The 17577-nt window shown below is 64.0% G+C and carries 16 protein-coding genes; 7 read left to right on the forward strand and 9 right to left on the reverse strand.

From position 1 onward, the window contains the following. Positions 1 to 4: 4 nt before the first annotated feature. The 3 genes from ACO07C_RS19285 to ACO07C_RS19295 form a co-directional block, all read right to left on the reverse strand. Positions 5 to 1120, reverse strand: coding sequence for an ABC transporter substrate-binding protein (locus tag ACO07C_RS19285; protein WP_421915756.1), 1116 nt, complete (start codon positions 1118 to 1120; stop codon positions 5 to 7). A 69-nt stretch (positions 1121 to 1189) separates the two neighbouring features. Then, the gene (locus ACO07C_RS19290) at positions 1190 to 2284 is read right to left on the reverse strand and encodes an ABC transporter ATP-binding protein (protein WP_421915757.1); all 1095 of its coding nucleotides are present in this window, start codon (positions 2282 to 2284) and stop codon (positions 1190 to 1192) included. A gap of 231 nt (positions 2285 to 2515) precedes the next feature. Further along, positions 2516 to 3412 carry a LysR substrate-binding domain-containing protein gene (locus tag ACO07C_RS19295; protein ID WP_421915758.1) on the reverse strand — a complete coding sequence of 299 codons (897 nt, stop codon included), beginning with the start codon at positions 3410 to 3412 and terminating at the stop codon, positions 2516 to 2518. 84 nt (positions 3413 to 3496) lie between these two features. Between ACO07C_RS19295 and ACO07C_RS19300 the strand changes: the two genes are divergently transcribed. After that, positions 3497 to 5086, forward strand: a complete 1590-nt coding sequence (locus tag ACO07C_RS19300; protein ID WP_421915759.1) for an amidohydrolase — start codon at positions 3497 to 3499, stop codon at positions 5084 to 5086. Positions 5087 to 5116: 30 nt separating this feature from the next. Next, positions 5117 to 6049: a dimethylarginine dimethylaminohydrolase family protein gene (locus tag ACO07C_RS19305; protein ID WP_421915760.1), complete on the forward strand. Its 933-nt coding sequence runs from the start codon at positions 5117 to 5119 to the stop codon at positions 6047 to 6049. Between the two features lie 70 nt (positions 6050 to 6119). Here the strand turns inward: ACO07C_RS19305 and ACO07C_RS19310 are convergent, their stop codons facing one another. The 5 genes from ACO07C_RS19310 to ACO07C_RS19330 all read right to left on the reverse strand — a co-directional run bounded on the left by ACO07C_RS19310 (position 6120) and on the right by ACO07C_RS19330 (position 11235). Next, entirely contained in the window at positions 6120 to 7304 is a 1185-nt protein-coding gene (locus ACO07C_RS19310) for a hypothetical protein (protein WP_421915761.1), read from the reverse strand. Then, positions 7301 to 8173 (reverse strand): creatininase family protein, encoded by an 873-nt coding sequence (locus ACO07C_RS19315; protein WP_421915762.1) that lies wholly within the window; start codon positions 8171 to 8173, stop codon positions 7301 to 7303. Before ACO07C_RS19315 ends, ACO07C_RS19310 begins: the two co-directional genes overlap by 4 nt. Before the next feature lie 224 nt (positions 8174 to 8397). After that, the gene (locus ACO07C_RS19320; RefSeq protein ID WP_421915763.1) at positions 8398 to 9540 is read right to left on the reverse strand and encodes a M20 family metallopeptidase; all 1143 of its coding nucleotides are present in this window, start codon (positions 9538 to 9540) and stop codon (positions 8398 to 8400) included. Between the two features lie 10 nt (positions 9541 to 9550). After that, on the reverse strand, positions 9551 to 10429 hold the full coding sequence (locus tag ACO07C_RS19325) for a nitrilase family protein (RefSeq protein WP_421915764.1): 879 nt from the start codon (positions 10427 to 10429) through the stop codon (positions 9551 to 9553). A gap of 26 nt (positions 10430 to 10455) precedes the next feature. Next, positions 10456 to 11235: a glutamine amidotransferase gene (locus ACO07C_RS19330; protein WP_421915765.1), complete on the reverse strand. Its 780-nt coding sequence runs from the start codon at positions 11233 to 11235 to the stop codon at positions 10456 to 10458. A gap of 209 nt (positions 11236 to 11444) precedes the next feature. On the opposite strand from ACO07C_RS19330, the gene ACO07C_RS19335 reads away from it, so the two are divergent. From ACO07C_RS19335 to ACO07C_RS19355, 5 genes are read left to right on the forward strand one after another with little or no spacing between them, the layout of a single operon-like run. Further along, entirely contained in the window at positions 11445 to 12434 is a 990-nt protein-coding gene (locus tag ACO07C_RS19335) for an ABC transporter substrate-binding protein (RefSeq protein ID WP_421915766.1), read from the forward strand. Positions 12435 to 12470: 36 nt separating this feature from the next. Next, entirely contained in the window at positions 12471 to 13187 is a 717-nt protein-coding gene (locus ACO07C_RS19340; protein WP_421915767.1) for a M24 family metallopeptidase, read from the forward strand. A 20-nt stretch (positions 13188 to 13207) separates the two neighbouring features. Then, positions 13208 to 14011 carry an ABC transporter ATP-binding protein gene (locus tag ACO07C_RS19345; protein WP_421915768.1) on the forward strand — a complete coding sequence of 268 codons (804 nt, stop codon included), beginning with the start codon at positions 13208 to 13210 and terminating at the stop codon, positions 14009 to 14011. Next, on the forward strand, positions 14001 to 14819 hold the full coding sequence (locus ACO07C_RS19350; RefSeq protein ID WP_421915769.1) for an ABC transporter permease: 819 nt from the start codon (positions 14001 to 14003) through the stop codon (positions 14817 to 14819). Before ACO07C_RS19345 ends, ACO07C_RS19350 begins: the two co-directional genes overlap by 11 nt. 28 nt (positions 14820 to 14847) lie before the next feature. Beyond that, complete coding sequence (locus ACO07C_RS19355; RefSeq protein ID WP_421915770.1) at positions 14848 to 15888, forward strand: LacI family DNA-binding transcriptional regulator; 1041 nt, start codon at positions 14848 to 14850, stop codon at positions 15886 to 15888. Positions 15889 to 15930: 42 nt separating this feature from the next. On the opposite strand, the gene ACO07C_RS19360 is transcribed toward ACO07C_RS19355, so the two are convergent. Then, positions 15931 to 17352, reverse strand: coding sequence for a coniferyl aldehyde dehydrogenase (locus ACO07C_RS19360; protein ID WP_421915771.1), 1422 nt, complete (start codon positions 17350 to 17352; stop codon positions 15931 to 15933). Between the last annotated feature and the right edge of the window lie 225 nt (positions 17353 to 17577).

Raw genomic sequence — 17577 nt, forward strand, 5'->3', positions numbered from 1 at the left:
CTGATCAGGCGGAGATGATCTTGGTGTACTCGTCGAGCGCCGCCCCGTAGTTCTTGGCGTACCAGTCCATGTCGAGCGCGATCTGCTTCTTCATGTTTTCGGGGTCGACAGGGTTGATGCGCTTCTTGTCGGCGGGGATCAGCGCGTCGGCGGCCGGATTGGCCGGGCCCTGGCCGAGCTTGTCGAACATGACCAGCTGCTTCTGGGGATCCTGAGCGCTGGCGATGAACTTCATGGCCGCGTCCTTGCCGCCGGGATTGCCCTTGAGGACGGCAAGCGCGCCGGGCGAGATCAGGCCCTGGTCCCAGATGAACTTGATCTTGCCGCCGGAATCCTGCTCGATCAGCGAGGCGCGGGTCGACCAGACGATGGCCATCGAGGCCTCGCCGTTGAGCAGCACGCTCTGGCTTTCGGCGCCGCCACCCCAATAGGCAACGACGTTTTCCTTGAAGGCGGCGATCTTGTCATGCGCGCGCTTGAGGTCCAGCGGGTAGAGCGACGCCGGCGCGACGCCGTCGGCCAGAAGGGCCGCTTCCCAGCTCGACACGCCCCATTTGTAGAGCGAGCGCTTGCCGGGGAATTTCTTCACGTCGAAGAAATCGGCCATGCCGGTCGGGGCGTCCTTGCCATATTTCTCGGAATCGTAGGCGATGATGTAGGAGAAGAAATAGGTCGAGGCGGCGTAATCCCAGCCGAAGCCCGGGCGCATCTTCTTCTTGTCGACGATGTTGTAGTCGATCGGCTCGAGCATGCCCTGGCCGCCGAGCGTGATGGCCGAGAACGGATCGACGTCGACGAGGTCCCAGGTCGGAGCGCCGCTCTTGAACTGCGCGGCGATGGCGCCTTCGGTCGGACCCGAGCCGTCCATCTTGACGACAATGCCGGTGTCCTTGGTGAAGGCCTGGCCATAGGCGGCGTCATAAGCGGTGATGGCGTCGCCGCCCCAGTTCACCAGCACCAGTTCCTTGGCTGCGGCAAAGGCGCCGGTCGAGCGCAGCAGCATCGGCGTGCCGGCCAAGACGATCGCCGCCAATTGCGCGAATTGCCGGCGTGAGATCTCGCCGCGACCTGCCCTGGCGGACAGGGTCTCGATGGCTTGTTTCCTGGTATCGTGTGTCATGTCAGTTCCCCTTATTGTTGTTGATGGTACCGGAAAGCGATGGTGCGAAATCTATCGCCACACCGTTGGTCATTGTCCTCCGTCCGGAAGGAGGAAGCCTTTTTCCGCCGGCCAGGTCAGCCAGACGGAATTACCCTTGCTGAGCGCGGCGGCGGCAACCTCGTTTGGTACCGACACCGTGACCTTGGCGCCCTGCCGCGTCGTCAGGTCCAGCCGCGTCGCTGCGCCCAGATAGGTCGAGTTGGTGGCTGTCGCGGCGATCCCGTTCTCGCCGGCCACGGCTTCGCCCGCGATCGACATGTATTCCGGCCGGATCGCCAGGAGCGCATCGCCGCGCACCGCCTCGGCCTTGCAGCGCATGCTGATCGTGCGGTCCTCGCAGAGACCTGTCGAGCCATTGTCGGCGGGGCGGACCCCTTTCAGGGGCAGCATGTTGATCTCGCCGAGGAACTCGGCGACGAAGCGGTTGTCCGGCCGGTCGTAGACCTCGTCGGGCGCGCCGACCTGCAGCAGTTTGCCGTGGTTGAAAATCGCAACGCGCGACGACAGCGCCAGCGCCTCGCTCTGGTCGTGGGTGACGAAGACGAAGGTGGTGCCGGTCTCCTGGTGCAGCCGTTTCATCTCGGCCTGCATCTGGCCGCGCAGGCTCTTGTCCAAGGCGGAAAACGGCTCGTCGAGCAACAGCACGCCCGGCTCGAACACCAGGGCGCGGGCAAGTGCCACGCGCTGCTGCTGGCCGCCCGAAAGCTGCGCCGGCAATTTCTTCTCGTGGCCCTTCAGCCCGACGCGTTCGATCATCTCGCCGACGCGGCGCTTGATTTCGGCCGCCGATTTCTTGCGCACCTTGAGCGGGAAGGCGATGTTGGCCTCGACACTCATATGCGGGAACAGGGCATAGCCCTGGAACACCATGCCGGCGGCACGCTGCTCGGCCGGCCGGTCGGTGATGTCGATGCCGTCACTGAGAAGCTTGCCTTCGCTCGGCTGGACGAAACCGGCGAGGATCATCAGGAAGGTGGTCTTGCCCGAACCCGACGGCCCGAGCAGGGTCAGGAACTCGCCCCGGCCGATATCGAGGGACAGATTGTCCAGCGCACGGAAGGAGCCGAAGCTCTTACCGATCCCGATTGCCTTGATCTCTGCGGCACGGCCGGGTTGCTGCATACTGCCCTTTCCCTAACACTTGTCGAAATCGTAGGCACGGTTCCGGCTCACCGCAACCGAATAGTTTTCGCCGGATCGGCAAATTTGATTCATCTATGGCGCCGGGAGGGGACGCGTTGTGTCGCGCGCGACTTCTATTTGGAGGAGACAGACTGGCTCAAGCACGGTCGTGCCGAACCTCTATGGCCGTCGCGCGGCCATCTCCCCTCGCGGCAGGATCCATCGCCTCGCTCAATAGGGCCTGACCGGATTCTCCGAGAGTTTCGACCTCAGCCATGCCGCGAACGCTTCCAGCACGGGATGCGACGCCTTGGCGTGCTCCGAGACGAGGAAATAGGAGCGGGGCGATTTGATCGCGATGTCGAACGGCCTGACCAGCCGGCCTTCGTTCAGTGCCCGGCGGCTGGTCAACTCGTCGCCCATGGCAATGCCCTGGCCGGCGATCGCAGCCGAAAAGACGAGGTTCATGTCCGAAAAGAAGATGCCGCCTTCGGTGTCGGGATTTTCCACCTTGGACAGCGCCAGCCAGCGCGCCCAGTCCTCGGTGTCATCGAGATGAAGCAGATTGGCGCGCAGCACGTCCGAGGGCTTGGAAAGGCCGCCGACCTTGTTGAGCAGCGTCGGGCTGCAGAGCGGCGTGAAGGAAATTTCGCAAAGCAGCTCCACCGCGCGGTTCGGCCAGTTGCCGACACCGAAGGCGATGAACGCATCGGCTTCCGGATTGCTGACATCATCCAGCCGCCGCGGCGTCAGTATGTGGAGGGCCACGTCCGGATACATCTGGCGGAATTCCGCGATATGCGTGCACAGGAACAGAGACGCGAAGCCCGGCGTGCAGGAAACGGCAAAGGAGCCACCGACGCCGGTGCCGGCGTTGCGGGCCACGGCATCGCCCAGCACCGTCAACGCCTTGCGCACGTCGCTGGCATAGCGCTGGCCGCGCGGGGTCAGCGCCACGCCCTTGCCGATGCGTTCGAGCAAGTCGAAGCCGAGATCGCGTTCGAGCAGGCGCAACTGATGGCTGACGGCGCTGCGGGTCAGGTGCAGTTCGTCGGCGGCGCGCCACACGCTGCCATGACGGGCGAAGCTGTCGAGCGCACGCAGCGCCTGGGTCGATGGTATTCTCAAGATGCCTCAGGTGAACCGAATTTGCACGAACCTGAAAAACATATCACTTTTTGAAAACGCGCTTCACTGCTTTCTTCTTGTCCCATGGAAAAACCAGTGACCACTTCGGCCCAGACAACCGCGCTTGCCTATCTCGACGACATCCAGCCGTCGCTGTCTGCCTGGACGCGGACCATCTTCGATTTCGGTGAGACCGCCTGGCGCGAATACCAGTCGGCGGCCTGGTATGTGGAACTGTTGAAGCGCGAAGGCTTTTCGGTCGAGGATGGCTCCGGCGGCATGCCCACCGCCTTCTGCGCCCACTGGACGAATGGCGACGGACCGACCATCGGCATGTACGCCGAATATGATGCGGTGCCCGGCAATTGCCAGGATGCGGCGACGGTCAAGCGCCCGCGTCCGGGCCTTGGCGAACATGCGGGCGGCCATACCGATCCCCATTCCGGCCTGGGCGTCTCCAGTCTCGGCGGATTGCTGGCCACCAAGGCGGCGATGCAGCGGCATGGCATCAAGGGCACGCTGCGCTTCACCGGCGAGCCGGCCGAGAAGGTGCGGGGTTCCAAGCCGATCCATGCGGCCAAGGGCTATTATGACGGCCTTGCCGGCATGCTCTCCTTCCACCCTTTCTACATGCTGCCGCTCTGCAACACGGCGCGCTGGGACACGCATTGCGGCGCGGCTTACGCGATGATCTACCGCTTCGTGTGCGACGAACCCGAAAAATGGGTTCGCGCAAGCGACGGCGCGCCCATCCCGCAGTCGCATTCCGCGATCAGGGCGCCCGGCGCCAATGATGCGCTGATGATGATGTACATGGCTTCGAAAGCGCTGCGCGATTCGATGCTGCCGCATCAGGGCGGCTGGTCGATCAGCGAGGCGATCCTGACGGCGGGGCAGGCCACCGCCGACAATCTGCCGGCGGGACTGGCGGAGATCCAGTACATGATGCGCGTGCCGACGCTGGCGATGGCCGAGCAGGTCACCGCCGTGCTCGACCGCAATGCCGAGGCCGCTGCGGCGATGAGCGGCTGTCGGTACGAGCGGCACTGGGTGTCGAAGTCGCGACCGGGCCTCGCAAACCATGCAATGGCCGACATTGCCTACGAGGCGTTGTCGACGGTCGGCCCGCCGCATTGGGACGAAGCCGCGAAAGCCGTTGCGCGAGAGGTCCAGGTCAATGCCGGTGGCATTGCCACGGACAATCCTTTCATCGATGAGTTGGAGCGGCTGATCACGCCACGGGAGGCCGAAGCGGTCCTGCGCCGCGATCTGCCGCCTTCGCAGGTGAATTCCACCTCCGACGATTACACTGACATGAGCTGGCACGCGCCGACGGCACGTTTCTACGTCGCGCGTCCGGCGTTGCGCTCGGCCGGCGGACACGCCTATCCGTCCTGGGTGATGAATGCGCTGGGCGGCATTCCCGCCACCATCGATCCGATGGTCACCTGTGCCTCCAAGACGGTGGCGCTCGCGGCGCTTCGCCTGCTCGAGGACAAGGCCGCGCGCGACGCGGCGATGGACGAATTCGTCAAGCGTACCGGCGGTGGCATTGGCGGCTCCAACTGGATCGCGCCGCTGTGCGACTACGATCCGCCGATCCACTTCCGCTGGCCCGAATATGTCACCACCGCGCGCGGACGCGACTGGTGGATCCCCAACCAAACCGCATGACCGCCGATTTGATCACGAGGAGAGAAGCCAATGACCGTGCATGACCGCATTGTTGCAGAACCGTTTTCGCTCCAGCGCCGCAACCCCGCTGGCGGCACCAAGCCGCTGACCGCCTGGGGTTTCGCCAACGAGACCGATGTGCTGACCGACGTTCTGCTCGGTTCGCCCAATTTCCTGCGCCATCTGTCGACCAGCTCGCTGTCGCGCAAGCATTTGCGCGAGGCGCCCTGCAACGTCCAGATCGCGCAGGCGCAGCACAAGGACCTGGTCGCGGCCTATGAGAATTTCGGCGTCAACATCCACTGGCATGAGCCGACGCCGGAACTGCCGATGCAGGTCTATTCGCGCGATTCCAGCGTCATGACGCCCTACGGCGCCTTCATCACCGCCATGGCCAACTGGTGGCGGCGCGGCGAGAACTACGCGGCGATCCGCACCTACGAGAAGCTGGGCATTCCGATCTACGACATGGTCACCGCCGGCACGTTCGAAGGCGGCGACTTCAACGTCATCGAGGAAGGCGTGGTGCTGATCGGATGCGGCGGCGCCCGCACGCAGGAAGAAGGCGCGCGCCAGGTGCAGGCCTGGTTCGACAAGGAAGGCTGGGAAACGCGCCTCGCCTTCATCGACGAGTACTACGTCCATATCGACCTGATGGTGGTGCCGATCGCCGAGAAGCTGACCGCCGTCTGCCTCGCCTGCACGGAGCCTGGCATCGTCGACTGGCTGAAGGGCAAGGGCCACGAGATCATCGACGTGCCGTTCCAGGACACGATGGCGCTCGGCTGCAACTTCATGTCCCTGGGCAAGGACAGGGTGATCGCGCCGACCTCCTCGAAGTCGCTGATCGGCCAGCTCAAGGCGCGGGGCTTCGAAGTCGCCGCCGTCGACATGAGCGAGATTTCCAAGACCGGCGGCGGCATCCACTGCATGGCGCAGGCCTTGAAGCGCGTGCCGGAATGAGCCGCAAGGACGACTGACATCAAAACGGCGGCGCCGGGTATGGGGCCGCCGTTACCTTTTCGGCCAAGGCTCAGCGCATATTGCCGGTGTGGCCTTGCGAATAGCGGCCGGGCTGCGGCCAGACCGTCAGGCCGTGCGGCTCGACACCGACGCGGATCTTGGTCACGGCGCCCGAGCTGGTGTCGAACATGTAGACTTCGCTGTCGAAGCGGCCGGACAGCCACAATTGCTTTCCGTCGGCGCTCACATTGCCCATGTCCGGGCTGCCGCCGCCGGGGATCGGCCATTGCGCTGCTATGGCGCGGCTGGCGAAATCGATGACGGTGACGCTGCCCGGCCCACCGGCGCGGCCCTGTTCCATCTTGTGCGAACCCCGGTTAGACACATAGAGCTTGGTCCCGTCGCGACTGACGACGAAACCATGCGTGCCAATGCCGGTGGGGATGAAGCCGATTTCGGCAAAACTGTCGCCGTCGATGAGGAAGACGCCGTCGTTCATCATGTCCGCGACGTAGAAGACCTTGCCGTCGGGCGAGAGCCGGATGTCCTGTGGCATGCCCATCCTCGACAAGGAGAGATGGCCGAGCACCTTCTTGTTCTGGAGGTCCACCTTCAGCAGGCCGCCATCGCCATACTCGCAGGTGAAGATGGCGTATGAATTGTCGGCGGCGAAATCGGCATGGTTGATGCCCTTGCAGGTCGGCGTGGGTATCGTCGATTTCAGCGCCATCGTGTGCGGATCGCGCAGGTCGAGCCGCTCATAGGCTTCGTCGACGATGATGGCCGAACTGCCGTCCGGCATGAAATACATGTTGTAGGGGTCATCGACCGCGATCTGCTGGCCCGGCTTGCTGGTCTTCGGGTCGATCGGCGTCACGCTGCCAAGCTTGGTGCCGCTGGCATTGTTGGCAACCCAGAGCGTCTGCAGGTCCCAGGACGGAACGACGTGCTGGGGCTTGCGCCCGACAGGGAACCTCGCCACCTCCTTGAGCGTCACCGTATCGATCACCGAGACGCTGTTGGATGACCGGTTGGGAACATAGACGCGCGAGAGGGCGCCTGCCGTGGCGGGGCTGAGGTGACCGGCCGTCGTTTCGCTGTAGATGTTGACGGGAGTCTCGGCCTTGGCCGGGGCCTTGGCGGGCGGCTCGCTGCAATCCTCGGGGCAGGAGCCGGCGGACGCCGCCGACGACAGGCAGGTCAGCAGCAGGAGCGGTGCGAGGAAGCTTGCGAATCGCTGATATGTTCTGGTCATTTGGGCTGCTTTGCGATGAAGCCGCGAATGGCGTCGGTTGTTCCGTTGACGATCAGGTCGACGCCGAGCTGGCCGAACGCGGCCGAGGACCGCGTCGGGTCGCCGCCATAGACCCCATCGGCCGAGGTGAATCTGGCGCCGTCCGCAAGACGATCCTTGCGCACCATGGATGGATCGACCGCAAGCATCAGCGACGTGTCGGCGAGACCGGCATGGCTGCCGATCTCCGAATGCTTGGCGCCGGCGGACAGGAGTTTGTCGACATAAGGGCCTTGCGTCATCCGGTAATAGTCGAGATCCGCGAAGATCCGGACCGGCGTTTTCTTCCATTCGGCGTTGAGGCGATCGGCCACGAGGCTTTCATCGGCCTGGTAGCCGCCATGGTCGCCGATCAGCACGATGGTCTTGAAGCCGTGCAGCTTGAAGCTGCGCGCCGCCGATTCAAGCAGCGCCTCGAACACCTTGTCGCTGATGGTGATCGTGCCGGGAAATTTCATATGCGCGGTCGGCGGATCGATGCCGCCTTCCGGCACGTAGGCGATCACCGGTGCCACCACCGCATTGCCCAGCTTTTCGGCGATCTTTTCGGCGAGGAACTTCACCCGTACATTGTGCTTGCCCAGCGCCATGGCGGGTCCGCTCTGCTCGGTGCCGCCGATCGGGATGATGATGGTCGTCGTGCCGCCGGCGATGAGGTCGCGCAGTTCGGTCCAGGTCAGGTCCTCAAGGAACACCGACGCGCTGGCGGGATTAGCCGCAGACAGGAAAATCAAGACGGACCAGAGGGTGAGAGCGGTGCGAATGAAAGGTAAGCTGCGCGGCGCGATCATTCCAACCTCGGTCCACAGGTCGGTTTCGACCGTACCCATCCCTCTACACCGGTCGCTTTACATAATCGTAAAAGCCTTGGCGGTGCTGCCTGTCTGACCGATCTGGCAAGTAAAATCATCCGCTCGGCAAGGCCGTTGGGGTGCAATCAGGAAAATTTGATGCCTGAAAACGCGATGCACGGCGGCTCGGCCGAAACACCTTGCGGAACATGGATGCCCGAGACGACAGCTAGCAGGCCAATATGGCGGCTTTTCGCGGGCGCTCAATGCGCGGCCAACAGCCCGGCGCGCGCGATGATCGCGCGATAGATTTTCACCGCCTGGTCGATCCCGGCCACCTCGCAATACTCATCGGTCTTGTGGGCCATCTCCGGGCTGCCGGGTCCGCAAATGATCGTATCGACACCGTCAAAGGCGGGCGTGAAGATGGAGGCATCGGTGAAGAAGTTCGCGCCGCCCACGGTGGAGACCGAACCGGTGGCCGCTTCCCGGCATTCGGAGAAAAGTTTCATCGCCGGATGCCGAGGGTCGCTCCACACCGCCGGCAAATCGAGGATCGTCGATACCGAACAGTCGCCGCCGAGCGTGAACGACAGCTGGTCGGTGATCACGGTGCTGTCCATGCCGGGCAACATCCGCACGTCGATCGTCATTTCGGCACGGTCGGGAACGGAGTTGATGTTCAACCCGCCCGTGATGGTCCCGACATTGAGCGTCGCGGACCCAAGGATCGGATGTTGCGCGGCGTTGAAGCCGAAGCTCTCGAGCCTGGTGACGGCGCGGGCCGCCTTGTAGATGGCGTTGTCGCCCAGGTGCGGCATCGCGCCATGCGCCGTGCGACCGCCGCAGCAGGCTTTCAGCCACAGCGCGCCCTTGTGGCCGGCGACGAATGCATTGGCGGTGGGTTCACCCACCACAAGCAGGCTTGCCGCGTCGAGCATCCTGTCCTTCACGAGCGCGGTGGCGCCCTCGCATCCGGTTTCCTCGCCGCCGGTGATCACCAGCATCACGTCGGAGCGCTCCCGCAAGCGCTCGGCCTCTTCGATGACCGCCGCGATCATCGCCGCGACGCCGGCTTTCATGTCGGTGGCGCCACGGCCATAGAGACGCCCGTCGACGATCTCGGCGCCGAAAGGATCATGTGACCACTCCGCGGCGCCAAGCGGCACCGTGTCGATGTGACCGGTGAAGACGACCGGGCGTTGTGTTGCCTTCGATGCGCGAACGGGGAACCGCGCGATGAGGTTGGTCCGCCCTGGGCCAAAGGTGTGGACGGTCACCGAAAGGCCGTGGCTGCCGAGCAGGTCGGCGATCATGACGGCGCATTGCGCTTCGTTGCCTGGCGGATTGCGCGTGTCGAAGCGGACAAGCTCCTGCGTCAGCCGCACCGCGTCAATCGCGCTCACCCTGGCCTCCTCAGTACCATCCCGGCCGCTGGCCGCTGCCGAGCATTTCGTCATAGGCGTCGGTGCGGCGATCGCGCAAGACCTGGTTGAAGGCGTTCCAGTTGCGCTTGCGTCGTGCGTCGGCGAGGTTGACCCTGGCGATCAGCACCTCTTCCTTGTCCGGGGAGGCCGGCCCCGCGACCGGCCATCCGGTATGGCTGACGAGAAGGCTCTGGCCGATGAAAGGCTGGCCGCGCTCGGTCCCGACCCGATCGGCGGCGGCGACGAAGACGGAATTGGAGTGAGCCGCCCCCATGACGATGATGTTCGCCATCGCTTCGCGGCTGGGGTCCTGGCCGGGTATCGGCACCCAGTTGGTCGGCACGCAGACGATCTCCGCCCCTTGCAGGGCGGCAAGGCGGAAGCTCTCGGGAAACCAGCAATCGTAGCAGATGTGGCAGCCGATGCGGCCGAGCGGCGTATCAAAGACGGGAAAGCCGAGGTCGCCCGGCGAGAAATAGAGCGCCTCGTCGCCCCACAGATGCATCTTGCGATAGCGGCCGATCAAGCCGTTGGGGCCGATGATGACGGCCGAATTGAAAAGGATTTCACCGGCCCGCTCGGTGATGCCGGCGACTATGTGAAGGTTCAGCCGCGCGGCGGCCTCCATCCAGGCCCGTGTCGTCGGCCCGCCGGGGATCTCCTCGGCAAGCGCTCGGGCCTCGGCACGGTTCTGAAACACATAACCGGTGTTGCACAGCTCCGGCAGGACGGCGAGCTGCGCGCCCTTGCCGGCTGCCTCTTCCATGAAGGCAATGGACCGCGCGACATTTTCAGCGGTCTCGCCGAAGCGCGGCTCCATCTGAATGATGGCGACGGTGACGGAGGCTTCCTCGATCTGCTTCGGCATCGCGCGTGGTCCTGTTGCTTGTGACGTCAGCTTCTGGTCAGCCAGCCAAGGGCGTTGCGCCACAGCGTGGCGTAGCCCGGCCAGTCGGAGAACGACGCCGGCAACCAGTGCGGGCTGACATCGGAGGTCCAGACAAGCGTCCGGCCCTTTCCATATTCGCCGGTAACCAGCAGCGGATGACCACCCTGCGCCTCGGGAAGCCGGGCCAGCACCTCGACATCCGGGCGCTGTCTCACGCGCACCTCGTTCGCGCCAAGCAGCACCGGCCATTCGCCCTCGAGCCCCTGCAGCACGGGGTGCTTGCTGTTGGCGTCGACAGCCGCGCTGAAACCTTCGGGGATCTCCAGCCGGTCGTCATAGGGGAGACACTCCACCGGCAGGACGTCCTCGACCGGGGTGCGGTGCCAGCGCGCCTTGCCGTCAATGCCCTGGAAGCTGAAATAGCCGCCAATCATGGCAAGGCCGCCGCCAGCCTCGGTCCACTGCTTGAGAAGCCGCAGCCGGTTGGGGACGGTGGTTCCGCGCAGCCAGACATCGGGGTGCAGCAGCAGCGAATTCGCTCCGATGTCGGAAAGCAGGATCGCGTCGTAGGCGTTTAGCCCCTCCATGTCGAAGGGCATCTTTTCCACCGCCTCATGCGCGGGGAGGTGGGTCAGTTCGAAGGCGCTGCCATCGAGCGCCTTCATCAAGGGCTCGGCGCCCGAGTGGAAGGTGACGCTGCCGAACTGGTCGAAACCCTTGAAATGGGTCGAAGAGCTCATCCATGTCTCGCCGACAAGCAAGACTTTCTTGTTGGATTTTGCCAAGACGAATACTCCTTAACGTGCCGTCGCGCCGTCTGATCGTATCAGAGCGCCAAATTCAATGAACCGGTTCAATGAGCATGTTCTGGCCGAGTTTTAGCGCAAATGCAATGGAGAAATAATTCCGCGCGTCGCCGTTGACAATCCAGATTGAACCGGTTCAGTATCGATCGATTGAGATTGCCAACCGGACAAGCGCAAAGGATCGCGACATGAACCTCACCCGCCGCAGTTTCGGCTATGCATTGGCTGCCATGGCAGCTTTCGCGTTGGCCCCATCGCCTTCATCGGCACAAAGCCTCACCAAGCTTACCTTCATCCAGGAATGGCCGACGCCCGACGGCTTCTGGGTCCCGTGGATCCTTGGAAACAAGAAGGGCTTCTACGCGGCCGAGGGTATCGAGCTTGAGATCGTCACGCCGCCGACCGTCGCCGATACGATGAAGTTCCTGGGTACCGGCCGCGCGCAGGTCGCCTTCACCACCGTGATGGACGTGATCTTCGCCAGGGAACAGCAGGCGCCGGTGACGGCGATCGCGCGTTATGGCCGTGGCAACAACTGGGGCATATTGAGCGCGGAGGGATCGCCTCTCACCGTGGCCGACCTCAAGGGCAAGACGATCGGCATCTACAATGATGCCTGGACCAAGGCGCAGCTAACCATGATGCTGGCCGATGCCAGCCTGACGCTCGACGACGTGAACACCGTCGCGGCGAGCGACGATACCGTGCCGCTGCTGCTGCAGAAGAAGGTCGACGCGATCACCGGCATCACCAATGCCGAGGGTACCGGCATGGCGACCACCGGCGGGCAGCACGCCGAATTCCTCGCGGCCACCAAGCACGGCGTGCCCAATTCGCCGATCTTCATGCTCGCCGGCAACGACGATTGGCTGAAGGCCAATCCGGATGTGGCCAAGGCGTTCCTGCGCGCGACGCAGAAGAGCATCGAATATGCCGCCGCCCATCAGGATGAAGCCGTCGCGGCCTTCTTCGAGCTTTATTCCAAGGCCTATGACGAGAAATTCATCACCCAGCAGTGGAAGGACACGGTTCCGCTTTTCGGCGAGATGGGGCCGGACCTGATGGTTCACAACAATGCCGACTGGGTGGCGCTGCTCGACGCGTTGAAGAAGTTCAAGGTCGTGTCGGACGTCCTCGAGCCGTCGGCTTACTATACAAACCAGTACCTCGCCCAGTAAGCGCTCTCCCAAGCAAGCCCGACAGGAGTTGACAGTATGAGTGTCGCCGCCTCTTCACGACGTGTCGTCCCGGCCTGGACCTACCGGCCGGGACCCGATGTCGCCAATGCGCCCCCCGCCGGTCTGGCCAGGGCGCAGGCGATCGCGAAGGAGGCGGCCGCCGCGGGTCTGGCGGCGGCGCGGCCGGGAACAACGGAGCAGGCGGTCGACCTGGCGGTAAGTGCCTGTCTGCTCGAGCAGGGCGTCGAAAACGTCTGGACGATCACCAATGTCGGCCTGGGCGAAAACACGCGCACCTGCTTCCCGACCAACCCGCCGACAGATCTCGCGGCACGTGATCGCGACGTGCTGATGGTCGACGTCCATCCGATTACGGCCGATGGATCGTGGGGCGACTGCACGCGCTGCAAGGTCATCGGCGACTGGCCGGAAGCCACCCAGGCGTTGCGCGATCTCGAAACGCTCCACTACGAAATCCTGGCGAAGTGCCGCCCTGGCATGGCGGCGAACGAACTCTTCGGCATGACGCATGAACGGCTGATGGCCGAGGGCTACATCCTGCTCGACCAGCTTGCCAATATCGGCCATTCGCTGACCGCCGGAGCCGCCTATCTCCACCAGTTCATCGACGCGGGAAACACCACGCCGATGTGGGGCGCCTGGGCCATCGAGCCCTTTGCCGCACGCGGCGACATCGCCGTCAAGGTCGAGGACCTCGTCTGGTTCGGCCGCGAAAACTGCGTCACGCTCTGAGCGTCCGGAAAAGAGACCAGATGCCCGAAAACTCGACCCCGAAACTGTCGCTGAAGGATGTCTCGCAGATCTTCGGCGAGACACAGGCGCTCGCGCCCACCGATCTCAACGTGCAGGCCGGAGAATTCGTTTCGGTGGTCGGCCCGTCGGGCTGCGGCAAGAGCACGATGTTCAACATCATCGCCGGTGTGCTGAAGCCGACCAATGGCCAGGTCCTGATCGACGGCAACGATGTGACGGGACGCAGCGGCCATGTCGGCTACATGCTGCAGAAGGATCTTCTGCTGCCCTGGCGCACCGTCATCGACAACATCGTGCTCGGTGCGATCCTCAAGGGGGGCGCAAGCCATGCGCAACGGGCCGAGGGCGTGGCGCTCGCCCGCCGCTATGGTCTCGGCGACTTCATCAACCACTATCCCGCGGCTCTTTCGGGCGGCATGCGCCAGCGCGTGGCGCTGATGCGCACGCTTGCCATGCATCACGACGTGATGCTGCTTGACGAGCCGTTCGGCGCGCTGGATTCGCAGACGCGCCTCGCCATGCAGCAATGGCTGCTGAGCGTCTGGGGGCAGGAGAAGCGCACCATCGTCTTCGTCACCCACGACATTGACGAGGCCATCCTGCTCGCGGACCGGGTCGTCGTGATGACGCCGCGGCCGGGACGGGTGAGGGAAATCCTGCCCGTTCCGATCGAGAGGCCCAGGCCGATGTCCAGCCTCACCAGCCCCGAATTCAGCGCGCTGAAGGCACGCATTCTCGACCTGATCTACTCCGAGGATGTCGTTGCGAAAACACTCGAAGTGGAGGCGGCCCATGGCCACTAGCCGGATGTCCCGCAGCACGGTCCTGCAGGTCGCCTATCCGCTCCTGGCGCTGGTGCTGGTCATTGTCGTCTGGGCGGCGTCGGTCGAACTGTTCCAGATACCCCGCTATGTCATGCCATCGCCGCTGCAGGTGTGGAACCATATCCAGTCCGACTGGCAGGCGCTGCTCAACGGTTTCGGCATCACCTTCTACGAGTTCCTGCTCGGCTTCATCTTCGGCGCCAGCGCCGGCTTCGTCTTCGCCGTGCTGATGGATGCGTCCAGCACCACGCGCGGCGTGCTCTATCCGGTGCTGATCGCCAGCCAGGCGATCCCGGTCGTCGCGATCTCGGCCGCGCTCACCATCTGGCTCGGTTTCGGCCTCGCTCCCAAGCTGGTGATCGTCGCGCTTGTGGTCTTCTTCCCCGTCGTGGTTAATGTGCTTGACGGTCTCGCGTCGGTCGACCGCGACGTGCTCAACCTCGTGCGGTCGATGGGTGCGTCCAGGTTCAACATCTTCCGGCATGTGAAGCTGCCGGCGACCTATTCGCCGCTGTTCTCGGCGCTGAAACTGTCGGCGACATTCAGCGTGACAGGGGCGGTGATCGCCGAATGGACGGCCTCGACCAGCGGTGGATTGGGCGCGTATCTTCTGCAGGCCAATTCCCGCCTGAACACGGCCGGCACATTCTCGGCGATCAGTTTCCTGGCTTTGCTTGGCGTCGTCAGTTTCCTGCTTGTGGTGCTGGCGGAATATTTGCTAACGCCTTGGAAATCGTCGTCCAAGGCGCGGACCTGGTCTCGCACCTACTGGCGGGACCCGTCATAGGATCAGGAACGAGGGATATTTTCCCGAGATGAGTGACGGCACCGAGGCCATCGGAAGCAAGCGCCCGACGATCCGCGACGTGGCGCGCGAGGCGGGTGTTTCCATCGGCACGGTCAGCGCCGTCATCAATCAGCGCGGCCTCGTCGCCGAGGACACCAAGCGGCATGTGCTGCGCTTCATCGCCGAACTCGGCTTCGAACCGAACAACGCGGCGCGCAACCTCAAGCGAAGCCGCATCTCCTCGATCGGCTTTGTCGTCCCGGATCTCGGCAATCCGTTCTTCGCCAGCATCGCTGAAGGCATACAGCGCGGCATCGCCGACAACGACATATTGCTGATGCTGTGCATCACCTGGTCGAAGACGGAACGCGAAGAGTATTTCGCCAGCATCCTGCGAACCCAGCGGCTCGACGGCGTGATCTATCTGAGCGGCACGGGCCTGCCGAGTTCCTCGCTGCTCGAACTGGCGAAGGTCGGTTCGGTCGTCTTCGTCGATGAAGTGCTGCCAGGCCTGGACGTGCCGTTCGTCGGCAGCAACAATCTGGCCGGCGCGCGCTCGATCGCCCGCCATGTGCTCGACTATGGACATCGCAAGGTCGCCATCATCGGCGGCCCGCCGCGCCTCTGGACCAGCGAGCAACGCCTTGCCGGGTTTCGGGAATCACTGGCGTCGGTAGGCCTCGATCCCGACGCCGCGCCCTATGTCGCCGGCGACTACACCGAGCGGTCCGGCTATCTCGCGGCGGCCCGTCTCCTGGCCGGCGATGTCGCCGCGCGCCCCACCGCCATCCTGTGCGCCAACGACCTGATGGCCATCGGCGTCATGCGGTTTTGCCGCGAAAGCGGCATCAGCATCCCCGGACAGCTCAGCATCACCGGCTTCGACGACATCGCCAATGCCGAATTCCTGCTGCCGTCGCTGACGACAGTCGCGCAGCCGGCGCAGGAGATGGGGCGGGCGGCGGCGGAGCTTCTGCTTCACCGCAAGGGTGTGAGGCCGACGCCGCCGGTGACGACACAGTTTCCGACCTCCGTGCGGATACGCAACTCTGTCGGGTCGCTAAGATGAAGGGCGATTGCTGAAAGCCGATTTTTCGCAGCGATTAAGGCGTCAGGTGATCAGCTTGAGCAAACGATAGAGCCGCTCGAAAGTCTTGCCGTAGGGCGGACGCAGAAGGCCGCCCGCACTCAGCCGTGATTGCAGGAAAACCGGTTTCTCCTTGCTGAAGGTGCGGAACCCCCATTCGCCATGATAGGAACCCATGCCGCTGGCGCCGACGCCGCCGAAGGGCTGGTTCTCCTGCACCAGATGCAGCATGCAATCGTTGATGGTCACGCCGCCGGCGGTGGTCTCGTGCAGGATGCGTTGGCGGTTGCCAGCATCGCTACCGAACCAGTAGAGCGCCAGCGGCCGGTCGGCCCGGTTCACATGGTCGATCGCTTCGTCGACAGTGGCATACTCGATGATAGGCAGCACCGGTCCGAAAATCTCCTCGCGCATCAGCCGCAGGTCCGAGCCGATGTTCCGGACCAGTGTTGGCGGGTGCTTCCGATTCGTGGCGCCGAGTTCCTCGCCGGCTGGATTGATCTCGGTGACATCGGCGCCGGCCTCCCGGGCCTCGGTGATCATGTCGCGCAGGCGCTGATAATGGCGGTCGCTGATGATTGCCGTATAGTCGGGATTGTCGCGCAGGCTTGGGTAGAGACGTGCCACGGCGGTTGCGAGCTTGGCGGCGACCGCTTCGGCCTGGCCTTTCGGCACCAGCAGATAGTCCGGTGCGATGCAGGTCTGCCCGGCGTTGAGCAGCTTGCCATAGGCGATGCTGGATGCCGCCGCATCGAGGTCGCATGACGGATCGAAGATCGCCGGCGACTTGCCGCCGAGTTCGAGCGTCACCGGGGTCAGGTTGCCGGCAGCGGCCATCGCCACATGGCGGCCGACGGCGGTCGAGCCGGTGAACAGCAGATGGTTGAAGGGCAAGGACACAAACGCCTTTCCCGTATCGGCATCGCCATTGATGACGCTCAACTCGTCCGGGGCGAAATGCTCGCCGGCCAGTCGGGCGAGCAGTGCGGAGAAGGCAGGGGTCAGTTCGGAGGGTTTGATCAGCACGCGGTTGCCAGCGGCAAGCGCCGCCGTGGCCGGCGCGACGGCCAGTTGGAAGGGATAGTTCCAGGGCGAGACGATGCCGACGACGCCGAGCGGCTGCGGGATGAGGCGATTCTTCCCCGGCAGGAACGGCAAGGTGGTGGCGACACGGCGCTCCCGCATCCAGTGTTTCATATGAGACAGCGTGTGGCGGATGCCGGCGCGCACGACAAACAGTTCGGCAAGACGCGTCTCATGCGCCGAGCGGCCGCCAAAGTCGGCGTCTATCGCCGAACAGATATCGGCCTCATGCTGCTCGGTGAGGGCCAACAGGCGATTGAGACGATCCCTTCTGACATCCAGCGTCGGAAAGGGCTGCGCCTCGAAGGCGGCGCGCTGCAAGTCGAACCGTTCGCGCAAGGCATCCTGTCTGGTCTGCAGCATTCCGCCTCCCGCTCGGTTTCCAGACCAGCTTACATCGCTGTGCCGGGGATAATCCAGCAAGGTTCGCGGTGCCCTGAAAGGGATGCATCACCGCTGGCCTGTTCGCACGACCAAAACCACTGCGTGTTATTCCGCTGTTTGCCGCGATGTCAGCTTGCTGTCTGTACCCATTGCAATTCTCGGCAAGTCTCAAGTCAGAGTTCGGTCGTCGTTTCGAGACATGCC

Source organism: Mesorhizobium sp. (assembly GCF_965229135.1).
Taxonomy (GTDB): Bacteria; Pseudomonadota; Alphaproteobacteria; order Rhizobiales; family Rhizobiaceae; genus Mesorhizobium.